Below are 24548 nucleotides of genomic sequence, written 5' to 3' on the forward strand. Positions count from 1 at the left end.
AATACCTCTTTATTTAATGTTTAATTAAGAAAAGATACAATAGTTTTACCTACACCTCCATCTTGGGGTTTAGCAAAGTAATATTCTTTTACCTCTGATATAGTTTTTAAATATTGGTGTATAGCTTTTTGTAAAATCCCAGTTCCTTTACCGTGAATGATAGTAAATTCATGAAGTCCAGAAACCATAGCACTATATAAATGTCTGTCTATTTCAGGTAGAGCTTCATCAACAGTCAATCCATGAACATCTACTTGATGAGATATATCATTAGTGTATTGTTTTTTTGTTTGATAGTGATTTTGATTAATATTTGAATCAGTTTCAAATATATCGGATCTTTTTACAGATATTTTAATAATACCAACTCTTATTACAATAAAATTATCTAAAATATCTTCAACAATAGCATCTTTATTAAGAGAAGCCACGAATACTTTTTCACCTATAGTAATGGAAGTCTTTTTTTTACGATAAAGATTTGTTATATCTTCTTTTTTTTGATTAATTAACTCTTGTACTTTTTTCAATTTTTTTGCATTTTGTTGAGGATTTTTGATAATATCTTTTTGAATAGCACTTAATTCTCTAAGACAATAATTTAATTCTTTGTCGACTTGAGCTAGTCCATGTTCTTTGATTTTCGTAGACTGGTTCAAAAGAAGAGCTTTTTGACTTTGTAAATGACTTTGTTCAATATCTAATTTATTTTTTTGCTCTGTCAATAGTTGTTCTTTTTGTCTTAATTTTTTTTCATAATCTTCAATATTAGATAGTATTATTTCAGAATCGTTTTTATTTTGATCTAATAATTTTATAGCAGATTGAATAATATTAGGATTTAATCCTATTCTAGTTGCAATATTCAACGCATAACTTTCTCCAATGGTATTTGGATAAAGAACGAATTGAGGACAAAGATTTTTGATATCAAATCCTGTTGCGTATGTTTTGATATATTGATGTTCAAAACTTTTGATTTTAACTTGTTTGTAGTGAGTAGTGATAGCAAAAAAAGTTTCTTTTTTGATTAATTCATCAATAATAGCACATGCTAAAGCCTCTCCTTCAATAGGATCTGTAGCATGTGCTATTTCATCTATAAGTACTAAAGTATTAGAATTACAATTTTTCAATATTTTTTTAATACTATACAGATGTCCTGAAAAGGTAGATAAATCATCATCTAAATTTTGAGAATCACCTATTTCTATAAGAAGGTCTGAAAATAATGGTAAAGAAGCTACTTCAGCTGGAATAGGAAGACCTTTGAGGAACATATCTGTACAAATAGCCAGTGTTTTTAAGGCGGCACTTTTACCACCAGCATTTGGACCAGAAATGATGATACCGTTTTTATTTGGCTCTAATTCTATAGAAATAGGTACTACATTCTTTTTACCTTTTTTAATTAGAAGAAAAGGATTATAAATATTAATTAAAGAAATTTCTTTATTTGTATTGATACTTCCAAGAGTTGCATTGTATTTTGTAATAAAATGATACTTAGCAAATAATATTTCTAATTCTGCAGATCTATTCATAATAAAAATTATATCTGATATGTTTTCTGATATAATTTTACTCCATTGACGAAGAAGACGATTGATTTCTTGGTGTTCCAAATCATCAACAGAAAGAAGTTCGTTGTTTAGAGAGATGACTTCAGGTGGTTCTATATAAGTAATTAAGCCTGTAGAGGAAAATCCGTGAACAATACCATCTGTACGATTCTTAGCAACACTTTTGATAGGTAATACATAGCGATCCTCTCTAAAGGCTATCCGTTTTTCTGCAAGATCTTCATTATTTTGAAGTTTTGATCCTAGTATTTTTTCGATTTTTCTTCGTAGTGTTTGTTTCATGCTTCTTATACGCTTGAGCTCTGATGATGCTGAATCTGATATATTGCCTGTGCTATCAAAAGATTTGTTCCAGTAGGATAATAGCTGAGTAGAGAAATTAATTTCTTGAATAAAATTATAAAGAATTGGATAGTCTTTATGAAGAATATTCAATGTAGTTATAGTGTACCATTGTTTTAAACTTTGATAAGTAAAAAAAATATCTGTGGTATCTAGGATATAATCTTTTATACTAAATTCAATATTTTCACGAATATCAGGAATATCTAAAAAATTAAAAGACATGTATTCTTGACAGTAATTGATTGTTTCTTGAGACAAATTGATATTATATTGCAAATCATCAATGTTAGAAAAATAAGATTGTTTTTTGAATGAATTTTTAGCAATATCACTCGCTAATAGTGAAATAAAATATTCTTGTATAAATAATAACTCTTGCACCTATTCTCCATTTATGATAAATAATAACAAATTATAAGATAAAAAATATTAATTGTCAATTACAATAATTAATAGTAATTTATAATTATATAATAGAGAGGTGTCATATGCTAGAAATTAATAATAAAGTAGTATTAATGGGAAGTGTAGTAATATATTCAATAATATTCTTTGCGTCGGTTTTTACGAATTATCTACATGTTGGAGATACTGCCAAGAGTCCTGTTAGCTCTATTTCAGTAATATCTGACAAATATTTCACAAATATTACTCCTGCTAAATATACTTTTAGTATTTGGGGGATTATTTATAGTGTAGGAGTCTTAGTATTAATGTTGTTATGGCGTTTAGCAATCAATAGTAACTTTGAAGTGTTCAATAAAATTAGTTTGTTAGTTTTATTATCTTCTATTATTACGGTATTAAATCCTTTGTGGATTCTCGCATGGGTAAATGAAAAAATACTTCTTTCTTGGTTAGTGATGATTAGTTTATTAATATTATTAATTATTTCCTCTATAATATCTCGTTCATTAATTGATTCTCAGACAATGATATTTAAGGCATTTATTAATATATATTTGGGGTGGATCACTGTTGCTTTTTGTATTAATACATGGGCTTTATTGATTTATTATGGAGTAGATCCTTTTAGTATAACAAGTATGTATGCGTCATTAGTGGTATTGACAACAGTAGGATTAATTGCTTTATGGATGCTTTTTGGTCAAAATAATTTGTTTTTTATTTTAGTGATAGCATGGGCTTTTTTAGGATTATATATGCAAAAAGATATAAGAGTTGATGAATATACACAGATCAGAAACTTTTCTTTAAGTTGGATAATAATTTTTGGAGCATCTATAATGTACTATATTATAGTGTATTTAAAAAAGATACCGACGAAATAAATTCGTCGGTATTTGAAAGAGGTTCCGGAGGGGAGATTGGTTGAATATTATTCATACTCGCCATCCGAAACAGGGAATTATTTATATAATATTATCTATAATAGTATCGTCGTTCTAATAAAAAACTTTATAATTAATAATAAATTTAATATTTTATTAAAAAGCTTAAATTATACATCACGATATTTTTGCAAACTATTATAAATTTTTTTATATTTATGCTTTGATGGAATAAGACTTTGTGAAAATTGGCTACTTATATTTTGTATAGTTTGTGTATCTTTGGTCTTAAAAACATTGACCATAGTGGATAATAATCTTTCGGTATCATGGACATTATTTAAAGAATTTGAAACCTGATTACTATTATTCTCGATTTGAGAGATAGTTTTATCTAGATTAGTAAAAATTTGATTTAAATTTTCAAAAGAACTTTCTTGATAAATCATGGAAGAACGAAATTCTTCAAAAAATATAGATAGATCTTGCATTTTTTGTTGAAAATTATTAGTGAGTTCTCCTTGATAATGAGCTAATTTAGTTGCATTTTCTGTGATAAAGCCGAGTTTTTTAAAATTATCTATCATTACAAGAATTACTTCATTAGCATTAGAAACAAGTTTGTTATTTTCTTCTGTTACAGCAGAGATTGTAAGTGTTTGAGAGACAGATTCTCGAATAACTTCTTGGATATTAATTAACTTTTGAGATATTTGATTGACAGCTAAGCTAGATTCTGTAGCAAGAATGCGCACTTCATTAGCAACAATAGCAAATCCTTTACCTGAATCTCCAGCATGAGCAGCTTCAATTGCAGCATTGATAGAAAGAATATTGGTTTGTTCAGCAATATCTTGTATGATAATTAAAATTTCATCAATATGCTCAGCTTCTTGCCCTGCAAGCTGTATTTTATCAGAAATAAGAGTCATAGAATTAGATACAGTTATACTTTTTTGTAAGGATTTTTTAATTTGATTCATAACAATACTAGAAATAGATAGGCTATTAAAACTATGTTGTTTAATACTTTGAAATAATATAATAATTCTATCAATCCCTTTAGAAATAGAATGAATGATTTGCAAATTATTATTAGTTTCTTCATAACGATCTTTTACAGAAGCAACTAATTTTTGCATTCCTGAAGAAATTTTTGAAACAGCTTTTTGAATAGGAATAATCTCTTGTTTATCTTTTATAGTATTATTAATAATGTTGTCTAAATTAGATCGAATATGTTGAATAGTACTATTAATATCAATTGTAAAATTCTGCAAACGAATTATTTGACCTTGAAATTTCTGTAAAAATTTGTTTATCCAACTTGTTATAATACCCATAAAACTTCTATTATTAATATTAAAACGATATGCAAGATCTGCATTACCTTGTGAAAGAGCTGTAAATTGATTTTTTAGAGGAGTAATAATAGTAGATTGTCTATATATTAAAAATAAGAAAAATATTAAAACAATAATAGATAAAATAATAATGAAGAAAAATATTACAGGAAGATGAGCGTATAACGAATCTAATGAATTGTTATAAATATAAGTTTTTATATAGTAACTAATTCTTATATAACTAGATAAATATAATATAAAAGAAATAATTAAAGTAAAATAAGATGACGCATTTTCTATAGAGTCAATCTCTCGAAGAGACATGTGATGTGTTTGCATAATTTTTTGTATAGGTAGAATAAATATTTTACCTACTTGTAAAAAAAGATAAGAAAAAATAAACCAAATAGCACAAAGATACAATAAGTCTGTTATAAGATATAAAAAGGGATTATTTAAAAAATACATGGATTCTCTAACATTAATAAAATTGACACATAATATAATCAAAGATGGCCAAAAAACGAGAGCGAATCCTTTGAATAAATATTGATTAATATTTTTAGTATAAGTTCCTGTAGTTAAAAATTTGAATACAGGTTGAATATATATCAAATAAATAATTAATTGTAGAATATGAGCAAAAATTAATACAATAAAACTAAAACCAATTATTTTATTATTTAAAAATGGAATATTAGATGATGTAACAGATACTAAATATGAAACACGGTCTAATCCAAATTTATAAAAATCAATAGAAGATAAATAATTCCAGCTATAAATAGCTAGAGTATTTAAAGGTAAAAATAAGAATAATTGAACAATAGTTAATTTTATAATTATAGATTTTATATATTTTTTATGTAAATTAATTTGTGGAATAGTAAAGATAATCTGATTGGTTTTATTCATTATTATACTCATTTTTTTTATTTACAAGAGTGTTTTCTAATGTAAATTCTTGAAGAATTGATTTTAAATAATTTTCAATAACACTTAATTTTTCAACACCAGTTTCAATATGATACAAAGAAGATCGACCTTGTTTGAAATTTTTAATCATAGAATTAAAATTAAGGGACATGAGCACAGTACTAGCACTTTCTTCACGAAGTTCTTTTGTTAGATGCTGAAGGAAATTTTTCATATCTTTTATAACATTTTGATATTGAATAATTGATTCATTTTGATTAATTGTAATAGGATCAGCTTGTTGAGAAATTTCAAATAAATCAGTAGATGTTGTAGAAACTTGAGTTATGGAAGTTCTTAATTGCTCTCCTATTTTAATACTAGAGCTAGATAAATACATATTTTCTTTAGAAATATAATAAGCATCATTAATATATTCTGTAATATTAGAAAGTCTTAAAGCAATTTTATTAACAGATTCTTGGGACATATGAGCTAATTTTCTAATTTCTTCTGCAACTAAAAAAAATCCTTTTCTTGAAGAATCTCCATGAGCAGCTTCAATCGCAGCACTCATAGATAGTAAATTAGTTTGTTCGGAAATATTTTTAATAATACTTAATACATCATCAATAGCAGATATTTCTATACCAGCAGTTTTAATTTTTTGATGAATATTAATAATATGAGTATTCATTAATTTACTTTTTTCTAAGGAATCTTCTACAGCAGAGATCGCTTTATTATTAGACAGTTGACCGAGTTGATTTTCAGCTGTAATTAAAGTAAATGTTTCTCTAATATTGTTCGATCCTTCTATCAGATTATTTAAATTTTCTTGTTCATTTTCTAAAACTTTAGATTGTTTGCCAACTTCTGCAAGAAGATATTGTACGGTAGATCCTGTGTAGTTAGTAGCCATATTCATTTGAGTAACATTTATTTCTTGTTGTGTTAATGCTGCTATTAATTCAGAAGTGTTTTGTCCTAATATGTTATTTTCTTTGTGTAATACGGTAGTAGAAGAATTAATTTGCATAATATCATTTTTCAAATGGTCAATAAATTGATTGTATTCAGAAATAAATGATCCTAAATCATTTTGTTCATAATAGGTACTTTTAATACTTAAATTACCATTATTTACTAATTTTTTAACATCTTTATAAATAAACTGTTTAATATTATTATTAATATTTTGTTGACAAAAAAGTAATACATTAGCATATAGGATACAGATAGATAAGGTAGAAATCCCCCATAACAGTACAAAGTCAATGTAAGCTTCTGAGATCTTATTCTTAATTCCATGATCTAAAAGATTAAATATTTCAAGAATAATTAAGATAAAACCTAGAAGTTGAAGGATAAGAAAAATAAAATCTTTAGAAATAGCAAATAGCACTCTTTGATGTTGTGGGAATGTATAAAGCCCTAAGGTATTTCGTAAAGATTTGTTGATGCTGAAAAAAAATAAAATTATTAGTATAAAAGAGAATACTTGCCATATGATTTTGAATAAAAATAAATGAATTAAACTATCTATAGGTATAGAAGAGATATGTGCATAATCTAAAATTAAATTGATACTGTTACTGATATTTGGGAGTATTAAAAAATACAATATTGATGGTAAAGGATTGATAATCTTTTTTTTGATATTTTCAATATTTTGACCTGTTTTGAGATATTTATAATATGGAAATAAAAAGATAAATAGTCCTATATGAGATAGGACTATAAAAATTAAATAAGTATGAGTGATATAATGTTGATTGAAATATGTTTGAATAATTTGTAAAATAGGAGTATTTATATTATCTATATCAATAATATAGGGTACAATAAATATTTCTTGTGCAATAGTAATAGGAGTCAGTATAAAGAATAAAAATAGATGCATTTTGATAGAGATACTATTTTTTAGAGCTCTACGCTCTATTATAGATAAAGATTTGATTTCACTGTACTCAGTATTATCCATATAGAATATCTAACCTCTTTAAAAAATAAGTTATTTTTCTTTTAAGTATCGATTATTATTAAAAAAAACTCAATACTTTTTTGAAAAATAACTTATTAGAAACAATTTAAAGATAATTTTATCTTTTAAAGGGCAAAATTATCTGGAATGATAGCTTTGGCTGGAATCACAATAATATTATCTCGAATAACATAATTATCATTATGAATATTGTTTATCTTTTTTGTGTTTAATAAAGTAACATTATTACCAATACGGGAATTTTTATCAATAATAGCATTATTAATAGTACAATTATCACCAATGCCAATATTAGGAATTTGCTGTTTTATATTTTCGTTTCTATCTTCTTGTGTTTCTATCCAATCTGCACCCATAATCACTGTATTTTCTATTTGAGAATTTGACCCAATAATAGCTCTTTGACCAATCACACAATTTTTGATAGAACATTTTTCCAAACGAGACCCCTCTCCAATAATTGATTCTGTAATATTACATTTTTTTAGAGATGTTGGAGGAAGTAAGCTAGGGCGTGTGAGATTTGGCCAACGAGGATCATAAAGATCAAATCCATTAGTTTCAAAAGTAAGATCTAGATTTGCTTTGTGAAAATTATCTAATGTTCCAATATCTTCCCAATATCCTGTATGAACTACAAATTTAACCTGATGATTTTTGATAATATAAGGTATGATTTCTTTTCCAAAATCCATCATTTCATGTTTTTTTTGTAATATTTCATCTAATAGAAGTAATTTTATTAAGTATATACTCATTGAAGCAAAGACAAAATCTTTGGTAAGATTATATTTTTTTTGCAATTTTTCTGGAATATACCAATCATCATCTAAAATAGTATCGCCAGGTTTTTCCCAAAAATCAATTATCTGATTTTGATTATTAACTTTTACAATACCAAAAGAATTTGCAGCAGATCTGGGAACAGCTACAACCCCTAGGGTGAGGTCAGCATTGTATTCAGAATGAACGTGACGTAATTCTTGAAAATCCATCCTATACAACTGATCCCCAGCTAAAATAAGAGCATGATTAGCGTTTCTAATACTTTTTAAATGATGTAAGCCTTTTCTTACGGCATCAGCAGTACCTTGTGAAAATCCAGTATTTTTAAGATCTTTTGATGCTTCACTTGCTATAATATCTACAAAAGAATCATGAAAAAAATCAAATTTGTATGTTTGGGTAATATGTTGATTTAATGATGCAGAATGAAATTGAGTTAACACAAATATTTTACCGACACCAGAATTGATACAATTAGTGATAGGAAAATCAATAATTCTATATCTTCCTCCAAATGGGACTGCTGGTTTGGATCTAAAATTTGTTAATGGTTCTAAACGAGTTCCTTGACCACCTGCTAAAATAATGCCTAAAATTTCATTCATATGAATCATCGTATGCTCCTTAAACATATAATATTAATTATGTACCTTTTTCTCGGCAAGTACAAGACTTTATATTTGTAAAAGCACTTTGTTCTTGTAATTTTCTGTTATAATATTTAGCTAACCCACCCGTAGAGGTTTCTCTGTAGGCTTCTTTCATATCTTTGCCGGTTTCCATCATCGTGTGGATCACTTCATCGTAAGAAATAAGATGATCAGATCCTGTAAAATACACATAATAGGCAGATTGTAAAGAGCGAACTGCAGCAGCAGCATTTCGTTCTATACAAGGGATTAAAACATAACCACCTAAAGGATCACATGTCATTCCGAGGTGATGTTCCATGGCTACTTCCGCTGCATTTTCAATATGATGTATATCATACCCTAATAAATACGCAGCAGCACCAGCTGCCATAGAACAAGCTACACCAACTTCAGCTTGACAACCAGCTTCAGCACCAGAAATAGAAGCATTATGTTTTGCTATTAATCCTAAAATACCAGCCACGGCAAGAGCATTACAAATTTCTTGATCTGTTTTATTGTAAGTTTCTTGTAAATAACGAAGTACAGCAGGTAGAACACCACAAGCACCACAAGTTGGGGCTGTAACAACTTCTCCCATAGAGGCATTTTGTTCGGATACAGCCAGAGCGTAAGCCGAAACCAATCCATTTTCTCTAATAATAGGGTTTACTTCTTGCATTGATTTTTTGTATACTTCTGGAGATTTGTAACTATATTTAAGAGGGATAGGAATATATTTGTCAGTAGTTTCCAATCCTTTAGTAATAGATCTCATCATAATTAAACGCATATCTTCGAGGTAATTCCAAATATCTTCTGAATCAAATTTAGTTACATATTCTGGTAATGTCAAATCATTTTGAATACAATAACTTATAATATCAGATAAATAATGGTGAGGGTAACAATGAACACCTGTATTAATATCTTGTCCAGCATCTACTAGTGCGCCACCACCTACAGAAAAAACATTCCAAGTTTCAATAATTTGAATATTATGATCCAAAGCTTCTAAGATCATTCCATTAGGATGTTGTTCAGGCCAAATATCATCTCTCCAAATAATTTCTATAGGATAAGTACCGAAAGCACGCTCCAATGCTTTATCTGTAAAATGACCTCTTCCTGTTGCTGCAAGACTTCCTTGTAATGTAATACGAAAACTAGCTGCTTCTGGATTTTTTTCTCTAAAAATATTTCCTGCACGAAAAGGACCTATAGTATGGGAGCTTGACGGCCCTAATCCATTACGGTATAATTCTTTTAATGAATACACGCTTATTCTCCATTGATTTTGATTATAGTGATAAAATAACATCAATACATTCTGCAACACTTTTAACCGTGTGAGAAGCATATTTTGTTAGAGATGATTCTCCATTTGCCATAAGAAAAGCATTGGATTTTCCAACTGTTTCAAACATAGGTAAATCATTAAAAGAGTCGCCTACACTGTAAATTTCTATATCGTGAGGTAAATGAGATTGAAATTTTATAATTCCATTACCTTTCGAAGCATCTTTGGGTGCGATATCGATAAAATATTGATTTCTAAAAGCTGTTACATGGTCACCCCATTTTTCTAAAATAGTTTTTTTTGTTTGTTCTGCTTCTTCCAAAATACAAGACATAGGTGTAGCTCCTATAGTTACAAAATTAGTAGTTTGTGTTAAGGCCTCTGTGATATTTATATGAATAGAGTGATTTTCTTGAATAATCGTAGATATTTTTGATAATAATCGATCTGCTATTTCATAGGTCATTGTGCCATCATCCCAATAGATAGTATAATTTTTTAAATGATAAAAATATTCTAGTATTTCTAATCCTATTTTGTTAGAAATACTACTATTTTCAATTTCGACAATATTTAATAAGGAGTTAGGATTTGTTTTGTAAATCATAGAACCATTACACAAAATTAGTCCATCTGTTTGTACTTCAAATTGTTCTATTAAAGGTAGTGTCCATACTAAAGTACGACCAGTACATAATGTAAATAAATTACCAGCTTCTCTAAATTTTTTGATAGCATCTAAATCTTCTTTACTAATAAATTGTTTGTGATTGTGTACTAAAGTCCCATCAATATCACAAGCAAGTAATTTCTGTTTCATAGTAACTCCTACTTTTTATAATATATATATATGGTATAAACTACTTTACATAAATAGTCAAGTTCGTATATGTATTATGATTTAGTACTTGTTTTAAATTTAAATTTGTATATACTATAATAAGTGGATATTATTTTATATAAGATTTACCCCGAGTGATATAGGAGTGTAGGATGAATTTTTTAGGAATAGATTTAGGTGGAACTAGTGTAAAATATTCGTTAATTGATATTGATGGAAATATGTCTGTTGAAGGAACATTCCCAACTGTTTCAAAAGATGCTGATGAGCTATTACAAAAATTAATAAAAATAGCAGAACAATACAAAACAAAATATAACATTCAAGGGATAGGTATTGCCTGTCCTGGAATTATTCATCCTTATGAAGGACGAGCTTTGTGGGCTAATATGAATATGCCTAAAGGTTGGCACGAAGTAGTTATAAAAAAAACTTTAGAAAGTATTTTGAAAATTCCTGTAGTCGTTGATAATGATGTTAATTGTGCAGCCTTGGGTGAAAAATGGCTAGGAGCAGGTCAAGATTATCATACTTTTATTTGTATTGCTATGGGTACAGGAATAGGCTCAGGAATAGTTATCAATGACAAATTATATTATGGAGCAGGTTTTCAAGCGGGTGAGATTGGTTATATTAGAGCTAATAGAGGATCAACTGTATTTTGGGAAAAGAATGCATCAACATTAGCTTTGGTAAAACGTATAAAAGATACAATAAGGATCTCTAGATCTTATGCCGAGGAAGAAATCATACAAATAGATGGAAAATGGATTTTTGACAAATATCATAGTGATCAACAAATTGCTTTTGTTGTAGATGATTGGGCTGACATCTTGGCTGGTGGTATAGCAGATGCTGTAAGTATTTTAAATCCTCAGGCAGTTATTTTAGGTGGTGGAGTATCGGCTCAAGAACAAAAGTTACTAGATTTAATTGTTCCGAGGGTGTCTTCTTATTTGCCTAAAGGTTTTATGATAGAGATTGTAATTGCCAAAACAGGTAACAATGCAGCTCAATTAGGTATCATCAAACGGCTATTAGATGAATATATTAATAAATAAAAAATTTATTTTTTGAAGTGGTTTATTTGAATATAAATGAAAGTGCCTTAGAGGGTAATTCTTCAGCTATTTGTTGAGGTATATTTTTGTCTTTTTTTAGTTTCAATCCACCAATATCATTATTACTAGTGACATATATTTTATCACCATTGATTTGAAACCCAGTATAGAAAATATTAAACATATGATATCCTTTATAGATAGCGATATCTCCGCACATTTTGATAAATTCATGATTGTATCTACCAGTATTATCGCGAAGTATAGCGGTATTACCATTTTGTGTAAATGTATAGATTACTTGTCTCCCTTTTATAGATTTACCAATAATAGTTTGATTTTTGATTTGATTTTTAAAGTCTTCTTCCAAAGATTGTCCAAAAATATTAATACTTAGTAATAAAAATAGGCTAAATAATAGATTATTCATAATAACTCCTATATGATATTTATGGGACAATAATTTTTTGAAAATTAGGTCCGTCTACAGAATTTTGAACATTGACAAGATATCTAGTAATATCTTGAGGAGTTGTATATACTTGAAAAACAGCAGAAGTACCATCAACATTAATAAACCAAACTAGCATATATTGGTACAATACACCACCAGGAGATCCACTTTTTAGTCTGAATACAGCTTGATTTTGAGGATTAGGTGCAACCGTACCAGTAATTTCATAAGGTTCCCAATCATAGTATAAAGTACTACCACGAATAGAGTTAACAATTTGTGCATCATCCATAAAAAACCATCTTCTATAAGTACCATCAAAATCAGTTTCAATCTCTTGCCATGTACTACCAATCAATGTTGTTTGAGTGATTCCACCTGTATAATCTGAAGTTAACCCCACTTGACAATAAGTAAACCCAAGCATTAAAATACATAATATAATAATTGGAAATTTCATAATGAAGATATTCCAATAATATTAGTGTTATCTAAAATATCATACTGACAAAAATCAGTAGATTCACAAGCTCCAAGTATTAATGCACAACATGCTATTAATATAATTTTAAGCATATTTCAACTCCTTATAATATAATATATATATATATATTATATATATATTATTGAATCGTCAAAATAAACACAAAAAAAAACTCTCATAAAGAGAGTTTTTTTTAAGAATAAATAACATTTTTATTTTGGTCTTTGTCTTGAACGCGGTATCTTTGAAGTTGGTTTTGGTTTTGGTTTTGTTAATGTAGGGATAGGGACTATTACTAAATTATCAAATGTAACACCTAATAAACGAAGAGTACCTTTGGAAGAAAGAACACGATTAAAAACTTGTTTGTTTTGGTTAGTGTACTGTATTTCATAAAGATTATTTAATATAGGATAGGCAGGTAAAGAATTTGAACATATTATATCACCATTATCTAAATAGACATCATCTTTAATCTCAGTGAGAGTTTTTATATAAGTTTGTTGTCTATTGGTATTAAGCATAACTCTTTGATTTGGTCTTAAATTACCTACATATAATAACGATGTTTCGATGATAGAAGGTTCAACAAGTGCTTCTCTATTATCTTCAGGATCTAAGGTATATTGAACATTCTTAGCTACTACCATATTAGCAAAATAAGATTTCTTGGTATTTGTATTGTAATAAATAGCAGAATATTGAATTTGTCCTGTTTCTGGATAAGAAAGATACATTTCCCATGTTCTAAAGTTACTGCTTAATAATAACAACGGTTCTTTTCTTTGTTTTTTAGCTATCAGTATTTTAGGTTTAGCTGGTCTTGAAGAGCTTGCAGGTGCTCTTCTTGCATTTTGTCTTTTTTGAGCTTGTAGATCAATAAAACTAGTTGAAAATAGTAATAAGAGTAAAAAATATTTCATGTATGATACCTCTCGTAAAGTAGTATTTTCTTTAATTATAAAGATTTTATGTAATTAAGTCAATAGATAGAAGCTCAATCAACAGTGCTGTTAGATACTACTTTGTTGATTGCTAGAACTTGCAAATAATAAGTACACGGTATGAGCAACCATTCTATCGTAAGGACGGGTACGACCAGGAGTAGGGCGTATACCACGCTCAAATATTTCTTTAGCTCGAATTCTAGTAAATCCATGTTTGGGTAATTCTCTGACAACATCAGCTAATTGTTCTACACAAGGAATAATAATAGCAATATTTCCACCAGGGGTAAGCACCTCTTTGGCTGCCCATAACAAACCACCTGGCTCAGGTACATCAAGATAGATAGTATCCATTTTTAGATCTAATCCAAATCCTGTTTCATGAACATCATCTTTCAAAATAAATTCAGCATTTTGAAAACGAGCTAATTTTTCAAAATTTTTAATAGCAATTTTTTGATGCTCAGGTCTACGCTCAAAGCTATATATTTTACCAGTTGCACCTACGATACTAGAGATAGCAATAGCAAATCCAGCAGATCCAGTGCCAATTTCTAAAATATTAGCACCAGAAAAGATGTCTGTTTCCATAATGACAGCACCGATATCTTTTGGATAAGAAATAGTAGTGGCTCGTTTGACTTTCATTAATCTATCGGATATTGTTGGATGAAGTATAGTAAATTCTTCTGTATCGGTGTGATTTTTAATCGTATCACCCCAATATTGATTCTCTCCAAATTTAATCTCTCCTTTGTTTGTTGAAAGATTTCCATTAGGAGTGAAAGGAATCATAAAAGATATTTTTTCATGAGCCAAATAAATAAGTTCACCAGCTTGTATAGGTTTTTTATCGAGAGACATGTTATTCCTCTATTTGTTCTATACTATTAATAGTAGCATAGATAATTTTATTTTTTGTCTTTATGGTAATAGTATTACCTGATTGAAGAGAAGAATCTGTGCTTGTAATAGCGGCAAATCCTTTATTTAGTATTCTTTGAACATTATTTTCTTGTAATTTTAGTGATAAAAGAATCAAGGCTTGTTTTTCTGTATCAATATATTTCTGATAAGTAGTAACCAGTTGATTTTTAAGATAATTTATTTCTAAGTATTTTTCTTTGATTAGATAATTTAATCCTGAAGAAAATTGTTGTTTAATTTGAGATAATTCTTGTAATAATTCATTTTTATCAGGAAGAAGTATCATCGCAGCACCAGTAGGTGTTGGAGCTGAAAAATCGGCAACATAATCGATGAGCGTTGTATCTACCTCATGTCCTACAGCTGCAATAATAGGAGTATTAGCTTGTGCTACAAGTCTTATTAATTGCTCGTTATTGAAGGCATTGAGATCTTCACTACTCCCACCACCACGCCCTATAATGATAGCATCCAAATTATTTTTTAAGGCGAGGGATAAAGAATCATAGAGTGATTGAGGTGCATCAGTTCCTTGAACAATAGAGGGGAAAATAGATATTTGAACGAAGGGATATCTATCTTGTGCGACGCGTAAAATATCTTGTAATACAGCACCATCGGCAGAAGTAACAACCCCTATATGTTCAGGATATTTAGGAAGTGGATTTTTCCTGGATTCTTCAAACAGCCCTTCTTCGTAAAGTTTTTGACGAAGTTTTTCTAAAGTAGAATGAAAGACCCCTTCTCCAAGCTTCATCATTTCATCTGTGAAAAAGCTAATTTGTCCATATTTAGTATAATAACTAGGTTGAGCAAAAATAATAACTTCATCACCATCTTGAAGATGGGATAGTAGTTTTGCAGCATTACTAGAATTATGCGTAAGACAATCTATTTTGGCTTTGTCATCTTTTAATGAAAATCGAATGTAAGCAGAATGTTGCCTTAGTTGGAGATTGGATATTTCGCCTTTAACTAAGACAGGCCCAAGTTGATCTTTGATTAAGCCTGAAATAAAAAAAGCAACGGCACTCACAGAGAGTGCCGATTTTTCTAAACCTTTCATGAAATAAAGAATCCTAATATAATTTTTGATGATTAATAAATAAGATTACTTTTGAGCTGTATAACGATTTTTGAAACGTTCAACCATTCCACCACGTTCTGTATTACGATTACTTCCTGTATAAAAAGGATGGCATTTTGAACATACTTCAACAGTCATTTTATCATTAACAGTTTTGATTTGAAAAGTTTCGCCACAACTGCATGTTACAGTAGTGTCTTTGAGTTCGGGGTGAATCCCTTTTTTCATAGCGTAAGCTCCTAAGACTTATTTAATTATATAATATTATATAACATATTCTCTAATTTTGTCAAGTATTTTATCAAGTATATAGAATACATTTTTTCTATACAAACAATATATTTGTATAGATTATATATTTTGATTTACAAAAGATAATATTTGATCTATAATATTAACTTAAAGATATATTAATAAAGTAAAAAAGGTTAAAAAAATAATGCAAATTTCAATAATTATACCTGTCTATAATACAGAAAAATATTTACCAAAATGTTTAGAATCTGTCATTAATCAAACATATAAAGATATTGAGATAATCGTAGTTAATGATTGTTCCTCAGGTAATTGTGAAGAGATCGTAAAATCTTATCAAGAACAAGATGATAGAATTATTTATTTGAAACATCATGTTAATAAAGGATTGTTTGGTGCAAGAGAAACAGGGGTTAAAAAATCTAGCTATGAGTATATATTACATGTGGATAGCGATGACTGGATAGAATTAGATATTTGTGAAAAATTACAAGAATCAATAAATTATTCTCCAGATCTTATAGAATTTGGATTTCAAATAATCGATGATTCTTTACAAGAGCCTGATATGCCTAAAATAGATTTATTGCAATGTTCACAACAGGAACTATTTACTCGATTTATAACTTTACAAAATGAGCCTTGGTTTGTGTGGCGTTATTTACTCAAAAGAGATATTGCCTTAAAAGTTTATGAAGAATTACAGATTAAAGATCATATAATTATTCATGAAGATGTTCTTTTTCTTATTAGCTATAGTTATTATATAACAAAAGCTATTAGTGTAGCTGTTGTAGGATATAATTACAATTGGAATAATATGAATAGTGCTATGAGAGAAAAAAGAACAGTAGAAGTTCTTCAAAAAGAGTTAAATGTAACTTCTGTAGTGATATCTCATTTGGAGCATTTTTTTGATATTCATCAATTAGATAACAAACTATTATTTCATATAAAATATAATTTATGTAAATCTTTTTTAGGTAACTTACAATTTTATGAAAGAGATCAAAAAACAATGAATAGTATAATGGATAGTATTTTAAAGCAAAGTATTGATATTTTTGGTAGTGATATCTTCACACTTTTTATCGTGGCAAAACCAGAATTATTACCAAATTGGATTAGAACGCTACTAAAAATACAAGATCAATTTTTTCCTAAAGATCAGGCTCTTTTTAAAGTATTAAAAAAGATATACTACAAAATCAAAAGGTTAAAAAAATAATGCAAATTTCAATAATTATACCTGTCTATAATACAGAAAAATATTTACCAAAATGTTTAGAATCTGTCATTAATCAGACTTATAAAAACATAGAAATTATCATTGTTGATGATTGTTCCTCAGGTAATTGTGAAGAGATCGTAAAATCTTATCAAGAACAAGATGATAGAATTATTTATTTGGAACATAATGTTAATAAAGGACTTTATGTAGCTCGAGAAACAGGGGTAAGACATGCTAATGGTACTTATATTACTCATTTAGATAGTGATGATTGGTTAGCCTTAGATATTTGTGAATTGGGAATGAAAGCACTCAAAAATAATGAAGATGCTATATTTTTTAATTATATTAGAGTAGAGACGGAAAGGAATATTTCTGTAATTTTATATTCTCAAACAATATTAGAAAATCATTTGTTTGATTCTCTAATAGAATTAAAAAGAGACCATTGGAATATGTGGGGTGCTTTCTACAAAAGAGATTTGGCACTTAAAGTGTATGAAGAATTACAAATAACTCAACATATCGTTATGTCAGAAGATCTCTTGTTTTTTCTTCCTTTTTCTTATTATTGTAAAAATGCTGTCAGTATTTCACCTATAGGATATTATTATACCTGTACTAACGAGAGTAGTGCTACCAAAACTGTTCCTACTGTAGAATCTTTGACAAATGATTTAGAAGTTTATCAATTTGTCATGCAAACTCATAAATGTTTTTGTGAAAAACATAAAATATATACTAAGAAGTTGTATAAAATTCAACAAAAATTATGTCAATTTCATTTAGAGCAAATGACAATTCTTCAAGAAGATAAATTAGCAATGGATCAATTGTTACCAAAAACAGTAGAAGTTTTTGGTGGAGATACCGTAGCTTCTTTTATATATGATGTTTCTATGACTCCTAATATGATTTTTACACAAAGAAAATTATATAAAAAAATTGATAATTTTTTTATTAAAATACAGAATCATTTTTGTTTTGTATTTCTAAAAAAATTATATCAAATAATTAAAAAATAGGACTTATTGTGAAAATTTCAATAATTATACCTGTCTATAATACAGAAAAATATTTACCAAAATGTTTGGAATCTGTCATTAATCAAACATATAAAGATATAGAAATTATTGTTGTTGATGATTGTTCCTTAGGTAATTGTGAAGAGATCGTAAAATCTTATCAAGAACAAGATGATAGAATTGTTTATTTGAAACATAATGTTAATAAAGGACTTTATGCAGCTCGAGAAACAGGGATAAGACATGCTAATGGTAGTTATGTTATTCATTTAGATAGTGATGATTGGTTAGGGTTGGAATTAGCTCAGAAGATCAATGATGCGTCTTCACAAGATGCAGATCTTTTTATTTATGATACGATAAGTGTTCGAGCTCAAGGTAAAGAAAAAGCAATATGGACGAATAAAGGTGCTAATAATTTTGATAATACAACTTTATTTACAGCTCTATGTTCTCGTTCGTTTAGCTCTTGGGCTACTTGTGGTAAAGTATTCAAACGAACTGTAGTATTGGATATTTATAACAAAATTAATATAAATTCTCATCTTACAATGGCAGAAGATTTATTATTTTTCTTTTATTATGCATATTTTTGTAAAAATGCTGTTCATATTCCTTATGATGGGTATTATTATAATTTGACCAACATTAGTGTGAATAGAATTTCTTACACATTAGAAAAATCTCAATCACATTTGCAAAATTTGCATATTGTTATCGAGCGAATAAAATCTTTGATGCAAGACCAAGATATTAATTTTTCTGTATACAAACCTATTATACAAGAATTAGCACAGAGTTATTTTATTAGATTAAATGAGTTGTCGATAAATGATAAAAAAACAATTTTCACACTGTTAGTTGATGTGTTTGGAACAGAAATTTTAGTAGATTATATTTCGACACAAGCTCAATTTAGAGATGACAAAATCAGAGTAACTAGTGATCAATTAATAACAAAGATATTTCCTAAAAATTCTAAACAATATAATATATTAAGAATGATAATATTACAAATGTACAATATATTTCACTATATATTAGATAGAGATAAAAAATGACAAAAATACAACAATATCAACAATTATTAATACCAAATATGGTATATTCTCCAGAATTATTAATAACTTTATTAGAACAAGTTCTTTCTGAAAAAAGATATGCACATGTGATAAGAGTATTAAATACTGCAAAAATATTAGCGAATAAATTTCAAGTTTCTAAAAAAGAACAAGATCAGATTATTCAAGCAGTATTATTTCATGATCTTGCAAAGGGAATGAAAGATGAAGAGCTGTTTGAATATGCGGAAATATACTCTATCTATTTAGGAGATGTACCTGCTCCTATTTATCATGCTATTGTTGGAGCTTGGATGATGGAATATTTTTTTGATATTAATGATAAAAAAGTATTAGAAGCTGTTTATTATCATACAACAGGATATATTAATTTTTTAACTAATCAAATTGGAGCGATTTTGTTTATAGCAGATTATTTAGAGCCAGCGCGTTCTTTTGAAAAATTACATATAGAAATTCATATTCCTAGTAATATAAAATTGGCATTACTAGAAATAGTAAAAGATAAAATATCTTATGTTATTCAAAGAAATAGAGTAATTGATTGTAAAAGTGTAACTTTTTATCATGGTTTGTTAAAAGAACAAGGAGATAATTAATGATGAAATACTTAAAACTATCTAAGTTTGAATTTATCAATATTGGTATTTTCACTCTTTTAATATTTATATTAGGATTGATTTTACCTATTTTTTATGGAGATGATATCAATTATGCTATAGATCAAGGTTCTTTTATTGTACAGCAAATTCAAGAGTACAAAACATGGCATGGTCGATTTCTGACTCATATTTGGGTTAGAATAATCTTACAATATCCTTATACTTCAGATCTACTAATAAGTTTTTTTGTAGCATTATTTTTTTATGCTTCATGGAAATCTATCAATCCTCATCATACTGCTTCAGAAAAAAATAATCAAAGAGTGCTTTTAGTTGTTCTTTGTTTTGCTTTAATTTTATTTTTTACACATGGATTTTGGATTGCTATGCTAAGAGTAACACATTTTCTAAGTTATCGTTTTACGGTAGCACTAGTTTTATTATTTTTAATACCTTATTTAAAAATATTTGCCAATAAGGAAGACAAACCTTCTTTAAAAATATTTATTCCTCTGTCTTTTTTAGCGGGAGCAACGCATGAACAAGTCGTGATTGTTATTCCATTATTATTAATGATGGGAATAATAGGGAAATTTTTAAAGAAAAATATACCTTTATGGTATTGGCTAGGTATCATTGTTTTTGTTATAGGTTGTGCTACTGTATTTTTATCACCTGCAGGATTGTCAGAAGAAAAAATTATAACATATGGAAATGCATTAGAATGGGATTTTTTTGGACAAACTCTAAATTGGTTAGAGCTAGGCTGGAAACGATATTTTTATAGTTTAATTAAAGTATTGTCAATATGGATTCCTCATAGTATAGGATTTATGATTTTTTTTATCATCTTATTGATATTATCAATTAAAAAATTAAATTCTTTCTCTTATGAATTAGTTCCTTCAATTTTTTTATTTTTATTAAGTCAGGCTATTATTTTAGTAATGATGTTTTCTCCAAGATTCACATCAGGTCCTATGGCTTTAGGTAGTGATCTTATAGTGATATCGTGTATATCACTACTATCTTCTTATTGGAAAATTATAAAATTTGATGTACGAACAAAAGAAAAATTAATTATGAAAATAGTATATAGTATTACTTTTATTACATGGATTTTACAGATTCCTCCAGTTTTATCATATAGAGTTGAATATAATCATATGATTAAAATAGTTGGACAAGCTATAAAAAAAGGTGATTCAGAAATTATAATACCAAAATTAAAGAGGCAGGGAATAAAAACACTTTTTGGTTATATTAGAATTATTCACCCACCAGAGGTAAACACTCTTATAAAATATAAGTATCCTAATACAACAATTACTATTATAGAAAAATAAATAAAAAACACTCATCTAATTTAAGTGAGTGTTTTTTTTATAAATAGATAAAATATTTTTAATTTTCAGTAATTTCAATAAACCAAATCTCTTCTGATTGAAGGATTCCTTCAGGATTATAAAGACGAATTTTAATTTGACCAGATTTATCAATAACTGTAAATGTTAATTTTCCTTGTTTAGGAGTACTCTGATCAGCTTGATAAATAATACCTGGACTTGAGTAATAAGGCGATGCAAAAAGATAGTTTTTAGTATTATTCTTAATACTAAAAGTTGAATCTTTAATCACTTGTTTGGTATGAAATGATTGTTGAATAATAAGTTGTTTTTTTGCTAAAGTACCTGTAGGATAGCTAGTATTTGATATAGGAGATTTTGTTATTATATTAGTTGGATTGATTAAACCAACTTCAAGTAACATAGACTCTAATGACATAAGCGGGAGTATAGGAGGTGTTTTAATATAAGAGACAAAATTCTGTGTACAATTTGTTAGTAAAAGAAATATTCCAAAGAGGAATAAATTTTTGTTCATTATTACACCTTTATAAGATATAAATATCTATTATATTATCGAATGAAATAGGGTAGATCTTTAATATTAGAGATTTAAATAGTACCATGCTTCTGCAAGATTTTCATTCAATCGAAGAGATGCTCTATAGTAACGATAATGTAGATCACTATAAGACTTGGTACGAAGTATTTTTCCAATTTGAAAATTTAACTCAGCTTGATAAGGATTTAAATTCCATGCTTGCATATAATATTTTTCAGCTTGTTTAAGATTTTTTTCTTTTACAAGTATATTTCCTAAATGAAAATAACTAAGAGATTTCAATTTATTGTTAGTACTGATATTGATAACATTTTTAAATGTTTTTTTAGCTTGATCGAATTGATTCAAATTTTGTAGAGCGATTCCTTTAATATATATTAAGTCAGAACTACTATCTGTAAGATCACTAGCATTAAGATAAGCAAGAGCTTCTTGATATTTTTTTAATCTAGATAGAGAATGTGTTTGGATTATAAGGCGTAATTGTTCTATTTTTTTTTCTTGAAAGGGAATACGAGGAAGAATAAATAAAATATTTTGATAATCAATATCTGTTTCAGCTGATAAAAATCTTATCCAAGATCGAGATAAAAAATTCCAATTAGTCATTATTTGAGGGATATCTTTTAATAAAGCTTCATCTAATAAAGGAAGATAAATAGCAACATCTGATATAGCAAGATGTAACAACACTTTCAATTCTCTTTCTTGATAAGAAAGAGAATTGAAAGTGTTGTTATTTTTTAGATATTCATAAGCTTTATCATATTCTTGATTGTAATATAATTTATCAAAAATTTGAGTATTACTACATTTAACAATAGTTAAAAATAAAAATACAATAAACATTATTTGTTTGATATTTTTTATGTAAGGAGTTAATGTGAGATTATTAATAGTTAAATTCATAATTATCCAAAAATTTTACCAATACGCTCTAAAACTTTACCTCGATCTAGAGGTTTGACGATATAACCTTTAGCACCAAGTTTGATTGCCTCTTTTACTGTTTCAGCAGTTCCAAGTGCAGTTACCATAATAACATTCACTTCAGGATTGAGCTCTTTTAATTTTTTAAGAGCTGTTAGTCCATCCATTTCTGGCATTGTAATATCTAATGTTATTAAATGAATATTTTCTTGATTTTCTCTATACTTAATAAGTGCTTCAGCACCATTTAAAGCTGTATCTATAACTTTAAATTCTCTAGAAATGAAAATTTGTGACAATTGTTTTAAAATAAACTTAGAATCATCTACACAAAGTACGCCAATTTGTTGACCTAATTTTGTTAATCCTGTAGGTAATCCATCTTCATTGAAAATAATTTTCATAAGTACTCCTATATTTTCTTATATATGAATTTGTATAATTAATTTTTTAGAGCAATGTTAATATCTATTATACCTAAAGATGTATCAATAGGGATGATTAAAGCTTCTATATTATCACTCTCAAATATGGTAATATGATTACCTACAATTAATGTTGGTGGACTAAAATTAAAGAATTTAGATTCTTTTGATAATTTGGTAACGGCACGAGCTGTAACCATATTACCTATTTCAGAAATTGTTCCTCTTACAAGATCATTTACTTCTATAAAATGTTCGTCATTTAGTTTTCCTGCAAGAGCTAAAGCTGTTTCTTCAGTCATATCAAAAACAATACGCCCATAGACTGCTCCTGTTACTCCAATAATAACAGTAAATCCTTTCATTCCATCACCAAGTTTTTTTAGTTGTAATTGTTGTCGTGAAATAGAAGTATTTAGAATTTCACTCATGATTTCGAATGCTGATTCTACAAAAGGGTTGATATAATCAATTAACATAAATTCTCCAATTTTATAATAACAATATAAATTATTATATATACTTATTCTTAATAATTCAAGTTACGGTGTTAAAATATTTATTTTATTATATTTTTAATTAATATTTGAATAAGAGACGAAACATCAATAATTAAAATATTATCGGCGTTATCAATAATAATACCTGAAAAAATAGAGTTTTGAGTCCATTTACTCATATAATTTACAGGATTATAGTTTTCTGTAGTAACGCTAATATTTTTATCTATGTGATCAACATTAATAGCAAACAAATAAGATTCATGTTTGATTATTATTAAATATTCATCATTTTGACAATTTATTAATACAGGATATTTATTGATAGTTATTTGTTCTTCTAATCCAAGCATTTTTTTCAAAGAATACACGGGAAGAATTTCTCCTCTAATATTTGTAATACCCATTAGTATTTCATCTGAATTAGGAATGCGGTATATTTTTTTACCCATAACAATATCTCTAATATTTAAAATATTTAAAGCATATATTTGAGTATTAATACGAAAGGTGATAGTACTAAAAAGAGTATTAATATTTGTATTTTCTGTAAAATCTACTGTTAAATTTTCTATTGACATAGAT

24 protein-coding genes are annotated in these 24548 nt (G+C 27.6%); 7 read left to right on the forward strand and 17 right to left on the reverse strand.

The genetic code is table 11. The features are described from left to right. Nucleotides 1–20: 20 nt before the first annotated feature. Nucleotides 21–2309 (reverse strand): Smr/MutS family protein, encoded by a 2289-nt coding sequence (locus KFW21_00350; GenBank protein ID MDK2817884.1) that lies wholly within the window; start codon nucleotides 2307–2309, stop codon nucleotides 21–23. A gap of 107 nt (nucleotides 2310–2416) precedes the next feature. Between KFW21_00350 and KFW21_00355 the strand changes: the two genes are divergently transcribed. Then, nucleotides 2417–3220: a hypothetical protein gene (locus tag KFW21_00355; GenBank protein ID MDK2817885.1), complete on the forward strand. Its 804-nt coding sequence runs from the start codon at nucleotides 2417–2419 to the stop codon at nucleotides 3218–3220. 170 nt (nucleotides 3221–3390) lie between these two features. Here KFW21_00355 and KFW21_00360 read toward each other — a convergent pair whose 3' ends face one another. From KFW21_00360 to KFW21_00380, 5 genes are all read right to left on the reverse strand, one after another. Beyond that, nucleotides 3391–5481 carry a hypothetical protein gene (locus KFW21_00360; protein MDK2817886.1) on the reverse strand — a complete coding sequence of 697 codons (2091 nt, stop codon included), beginning with the start codon at nucleotides 5479–5481 and terminating at the stop codon, nucleotides 3391–3393. Further along, nucleotides 5474–7465: a methyl-accepting chemotaxis protein gene (locus KFW21_00365; protein MDK2817887.1), complete on the reverse strand. Its 1992-nt coding sequence runs from the start codon at nucleotides 7463–7465 to the stop codon at nucleotides 5474–5476. Before KFW21_00365 ends, KFW21_00360 begins: the two co-directional genes overlap by 8 nt. Nucleotides 7466–7590: 125 nt before the next feature. After that, complete coding sequence (locus KFW21_00370) at nucleotides 7591–8886, reverse strand: NTP transferase domain-containing protein (GenBank protein ID MDK2817888.1); 1296 nt, start codon at nucleotides 8884–8886, stop codon at nucleotides 7591–7593. A gap of 28 nt (nucleotides 8887–8914) precedes the next feature. Beyond that, nucleotides 8915–10183: an L-serine ammonia-lyase, iron-sulfur-dependent, subunit alpha gene (locus tag KFW21_00375; GenBank protein MDK2817889.1), complete on the reverse strand. Its 1269-nt coding sequence runs from the start codon at nucleotides 10181–10183 to the stop codon at nucleotides 8915–8917. 22 nt (nucleotides 10184–10205) lie between these two features. Then, entirely contained in the window at nucleotides 10206–11024 is an 819-nt protein-coding gene (locus KFW21_00380) for an HAD-IIB family hydrolase (GenBank protein MDK2817890.1), read from the reverse strand. Between the two features lie 173 nt (nucleotides 11025–11197). Between KFW21_00380 and KFW21_00385 the strand changes: the two genes are divergently transcribed. Continuing rightward, a complete protein-coding gene (locus KFW21_00385; protein MDK2817891.1) occupies nucleotides 11198–12106 on the forward strand; it encodes an ROK family protein in 909 nt (302 codons plus the stop codon). A 22-nt stretch (nucleotides 12107–12128) separates the two neighbouring features. Here the strand turns inward: KFW21_00385 and KFW21_00390 are convergent, their stop codons facing one another. The 6 genes from KFW21_00390 to rpmE form a co-directional block, all read right to left on the reverse strand. After that, nucleotides 12129–12536: a hypothetical protein gene (locus tag KFW21_00390; protein ID MDK2817892.1), complete on the reverse strand. Its 408-nt coding sequence runs from the start codon at nucleotides 12534–12536 to the stop codon at nucleotides 12129–12131. A 19-nt stretch (nucleotides 12537–12555) separates the two neighbouring features. Next, nucleotides 12556–13020 carry a hypothetical protein gene (locus tag KFW21_00395; GenBank protein MDK2817893.1) on the reverse strand — a complete coding sequence of 155 codons (465 nt, stop codon included), beginning with the start codon at nucleotides 13018–13020 and terminating at the stop codon, nucleotides 12556–12558. Nucleotides 13021–13256: 236 nt separating this feature from the next. Then, a complete protein-coding gene (locus KFW21_00400; protein MDK2817894.1) occupies nucleotides 13257–13967 on the reverse strand; it encodes a hypothetical protein in 711 nt (236 codons plus the stop codon). A 90-nt stretch (nucleotides 13968–14057) separates the two neighbouring features. Continuing rightward, nucleotides 14058–14855, reverse strand: a complete 798-nt coding sequence (locus KFW21_00405; GenBank protein ID MDK2817895.1) for a methyltransferase domain-containing protein — start codon at nucleotides 14853–14855, stop codon at nucleotides 14058–14060. A gap of 1 nt (nucleotide 14856) precedes the next feature. Continuing rightward, a complete protein-coding gene (xseA, locus tag KFW21_00410) occupies nucleotides 14857–15984 on the reverse strand; it encodes an exodeoxyribonuclease VII large subunit (protein MDK2817896.1) in 1128 nt (375 codons plus the stop codon). A gap of 45 nt (nucleotides 15985–16029) precedes the next feature. Further along, complete coding sequence (rpmE, locus tag KFW21_00415) at nucleotides 16030–16233, reverse strand: 50S ribosomal protein L31 (GenBank protein MDK2817897.1); 204 nt, start codon at nucleotides 16231–16233, stop codon at nucleotides 16030–16032. A 211-nt stretch (nucleotides 16234–16444) separates the two neighbouring features. Here rpmE and KFW21_00420 point away from each other — a divergent pair, with 211 nt between their 5' ends. Genes KFW21_00420 through KFW21_00440 form a run of 5 tightly spaced genes read left to right on the forward strand, consistent with a single transcriptional unit; the run spans nucleotide 16445 to nucleotide 21546 of the window. Further along, nucleotides 16445–17488, forward strand: coding sequence for a glycosyltransferase family 2 protein (locus KFW21_00420; protein ID MDK2817898.1), 1044 nt, complete (start codon nucleotides 16445–16447; stop codon nucleotides 17486–17488). After that, nucleotides 17488–18516, forward strand: a complete 1029-nt coding sequence (locus tag KFW21_00425; protein MDK2817899.1) for a glycosyltransferase family 2 protein — start codon at nucleotides 17488–17490, stop codon at nucleotides 18514–18516. Before KFW21_00420 ends, KFW21_00425 begins: the two co-directional genes overlap by 1 nt. Nucleotides 18517–18524: 8 nt before the next feature. Next, nucleotides 18525–19577: a glycosyltransferase family 2 protein gene (locus KFW21_00430; GenBank protein ID MDK2817900.1), complete on the forward strand. Its 1053-nt coding sequence runs from the start codon at nucleotides 18525–18527 to the stop codon at nucleotides 19575–19577. Continuing rightward, a complete protein-coding gene (yqeK, locus tag KFW21_00435) occupies nucleotides 19574–20197 on the forward strand; it encodes a bis(5'-nucleosyl)-tetraphosphatase (symmetrical) YqeK (protein MDK2817901.1) in 624 nt (207 codons plus the stop codon). The genes KFW21_00430 and yqeK overlap by 4 nt, the downstream gene beginning before the upstream one ends. Continuing rightward, a complete protein-coding gene (locus KFW21_00440) occupies nucleotides 20197–21546 on the forward strand; it encodes a hypothetical protein (protein MDK2817902.1) in 1350 nt (449 codons plus the stop codon). Before yqeK ends, KFW21_00440 begins: the two co-directional genes overlap by 1 nt. Before the next feature lie 58 nt (nucleotides 21547–21604). On the opposite strand, the gene KFW21_00445 is transcribed toward KFW21_00440, so the two are convergent. The 5 genes from KFW21_00445 to KFW21_00465 all read right to left on the reverse strand — a co-directional run bounded on the left by KFW21_00445 (nucleotide 21605) and on the right by KFW21_00465 (nucleotide 24544). Further along, nucleotides 21605–21985: a hypothetical protein gene (locus tag KFW21_00445; GenBank protein ID MDK2817903.1), complete on the reverse strand. Its 381-nt coding sequence runs from the start codon at nucleotides 21983–21985 to the stop codon at nucleotides 21605–21607. 165 nt (nucleotides 21986–22150) lie between these two features. Continuing rightward, entirely contained in the window at nucleotides 22151–23017 is an 867-nt protein-coding gene (locus KFW21_00450; protein ID MDK2817904.1) for a hypothetical protein, read from the reverse strand. Between the two features lie 2 nt (nucleotides 23018–23019). Continuing rightward, nucleotides 23020–23442: a response regulator gene (locus KFW21_00455; GenBank protein ID MDK2817905.1), complete on the reverse strand. Its 423-nt coding sequence runs from the start codon at nucleotides 23440–23442 to the stop codon at nucleotides 23020–23022. Between the two features lie 38 nt (nucleotides 23443–23480). After that, a complete protein-coding gene (locus tag KFW21_00460; protein MDK2817906.1) occupies nucleotides 23481–23942 on the reverse strand; it encodes a chemotaxis protein CheX in 462 nt (153 codons plus the stop codon). A gap of 80 nt (nucleotides 23943–24022) precedes the next feature. Beyond that, complete coding sequence (locus tag KFW21_00465; protein ID MDK2817907.1) at nucleotides 24023–24544, reverse strand: chemotaxis protein CheW; 522 nt, start codon at nucleotides 24542–24544, stop codon at nucleotides 24023–24025. Nucleotides 24545–24548 lie beyond the last annotated feature (4 nt).

It is taken from the genome of Spirochaetota bacterium (genome assembly GCA_030154445.1).
Taxonomy (GTDB): Bacteria; Spirochaetota; Brevinematia; order Brevinematales; family Brevinemataceae; genus Brevinema_A.

Excerpts from the sequence above, each read along its gene's own strand:
- KFW21_00355 (MDK2817885.1), top strand. The coding sequence starts at position 2,417 with ATGCTAGAAATTAATAATAAAGTAGTATTAATGGGAAGTGTAGTAATA.
- KFW21_00360 (MDK2817886.1), bottom strand. The coding sequence starts at position 5,481 with ATGAATAAAACCAATCAGATTATCTTTACTATTCCACAAATTAATTTA.
- KFW21_00365 (MDK2817887.1), bottom strand. The coding sequence starts at position 7,465 with ATGGATAATACTGAGTACAGTGAAATCAAATCTTTATCTATAATAGAG.
- KFW21_00370 (MDK2817888.1), bottom strand. The coding sequence starts at position 8,886 with ATGATTCATATGAATGAAATTTTAGGCATTATTTTAGCAGGTGGTCAA.
- KFW21_00380 (MDK2817890.1), bottom strand. The coding sequence starts at position 11,024 with ATGAAACAGAAATTACTTGCTTGTGATATTGATGGGACTTTAGTACAC.
- KFW21_00385 (MDK2817891.1), top strand. The coding sequence starts at position 11,198 with ATGAATTTTTTAGGAATAGATTTAGGTGGAACTAGTGTAAAATATTCG.
- KFW21_00390 (MDK2817892.1), bottom strand. The coding sequence starts at position 12,536 with ATGAATAATCTATTATTTAGCCTATTTTTATTACTAAGTATTAATATT.
- KFW21_00395 (MDK2817893.1), bottom strand. The coding sequence starts at position 13,020 with ATGAAATTTCCAATTATTATATTATGTATTTTAATGCTTGGGTTTACT.
- KFW21_00400 (MDK2817894.1), bottom strand. The coding sequence starts at position 13,967 with ATGAAATATTTTTTACTCTTATTACTATTTTCAACTAGTTTTATTGAT.
- KFW21_00405 (MDK2817895.1), bottom strand. The coding sequence starts at position 14,855 with ATGTCTCTCGATAAAAAACCTATACAAGCTGGTGAACTTATTTATTTG.
- xseA (MDK2817896.1), bottom strand. The coding sequence starts at position 15,984 with ATGAAAGGTTTAGAAAAATCGGCACTCTCTGTGAGTGCCGTTGCTTTT.
- rpmE (MDK2817897.1), bottom strand. The coding sequence starts at position 16,233 with ATGAAAAAAGGGATTCACCCCGAACTCAAAGACACTACTGTAACATGC.
- KFW21_00420 (MDK2817898.1), top strand. The coding sequence starts at position 16,445 with ATGCAAATTTCAATAATTATACCTGTCTATAATACAGAAAAATATTTA.
- KFW21_00425 (MDK2817899.1), top strand. The coding sequence starts at position 17,488 with ATGCAAATTTCAATAATTATACCTGTCTATAATACAGAAAAATATTTA.
- yqeK (MDK2817901.1), top strand. The coding sequence starts at position 19,574 with ATGACAAAAATACAACAATATCAACAATTATTAATACCAAATATGGTA.
- KFW21_00440 (MDK2817902.1), top strand. The coding sequence starts at position 20,197 with ATGATGAAATACTTAAAACTATCTAAGTTTGAATTTATCAATATTGGT.
- KFW21_00445 (MDK2817903.1), bottom strand. The coding sequence starts at position 21,985 with ATGTCATTAGAGTCTATGTTACTTGAAGTTGGTTTAATCAATCCAACT.
- KFW21_00450 (MDK2817904.1), bottom strand. The coding sequence starts at position 23,017 with ATGAATTTAACTATTAATAATCTCACATTAACTCCTTACATAAAAAAT.
- KFW21_00455 (MDK2817905.1), bottom strand. The coding sequence starts at position 23,442 with ATGAAAATTATTTTCAATGAAGATGGATTACCTACAGGATTAACAAAA.
- KFW21_00460 (MDK2817906.1), bottom strand. The coding sequence starts at position 23,942 with ATGTTAATTGATTATATCAACCCTTTTGTAGAATCAGCATTCGAAATC.
- KFW21_00465 (MDK2817907.1), bottom strand. The coding sequence starts at position 24,544 with ATGTCAATAGAAAATTTAACAGTAGATTTTACAGAAAATACAAATATT.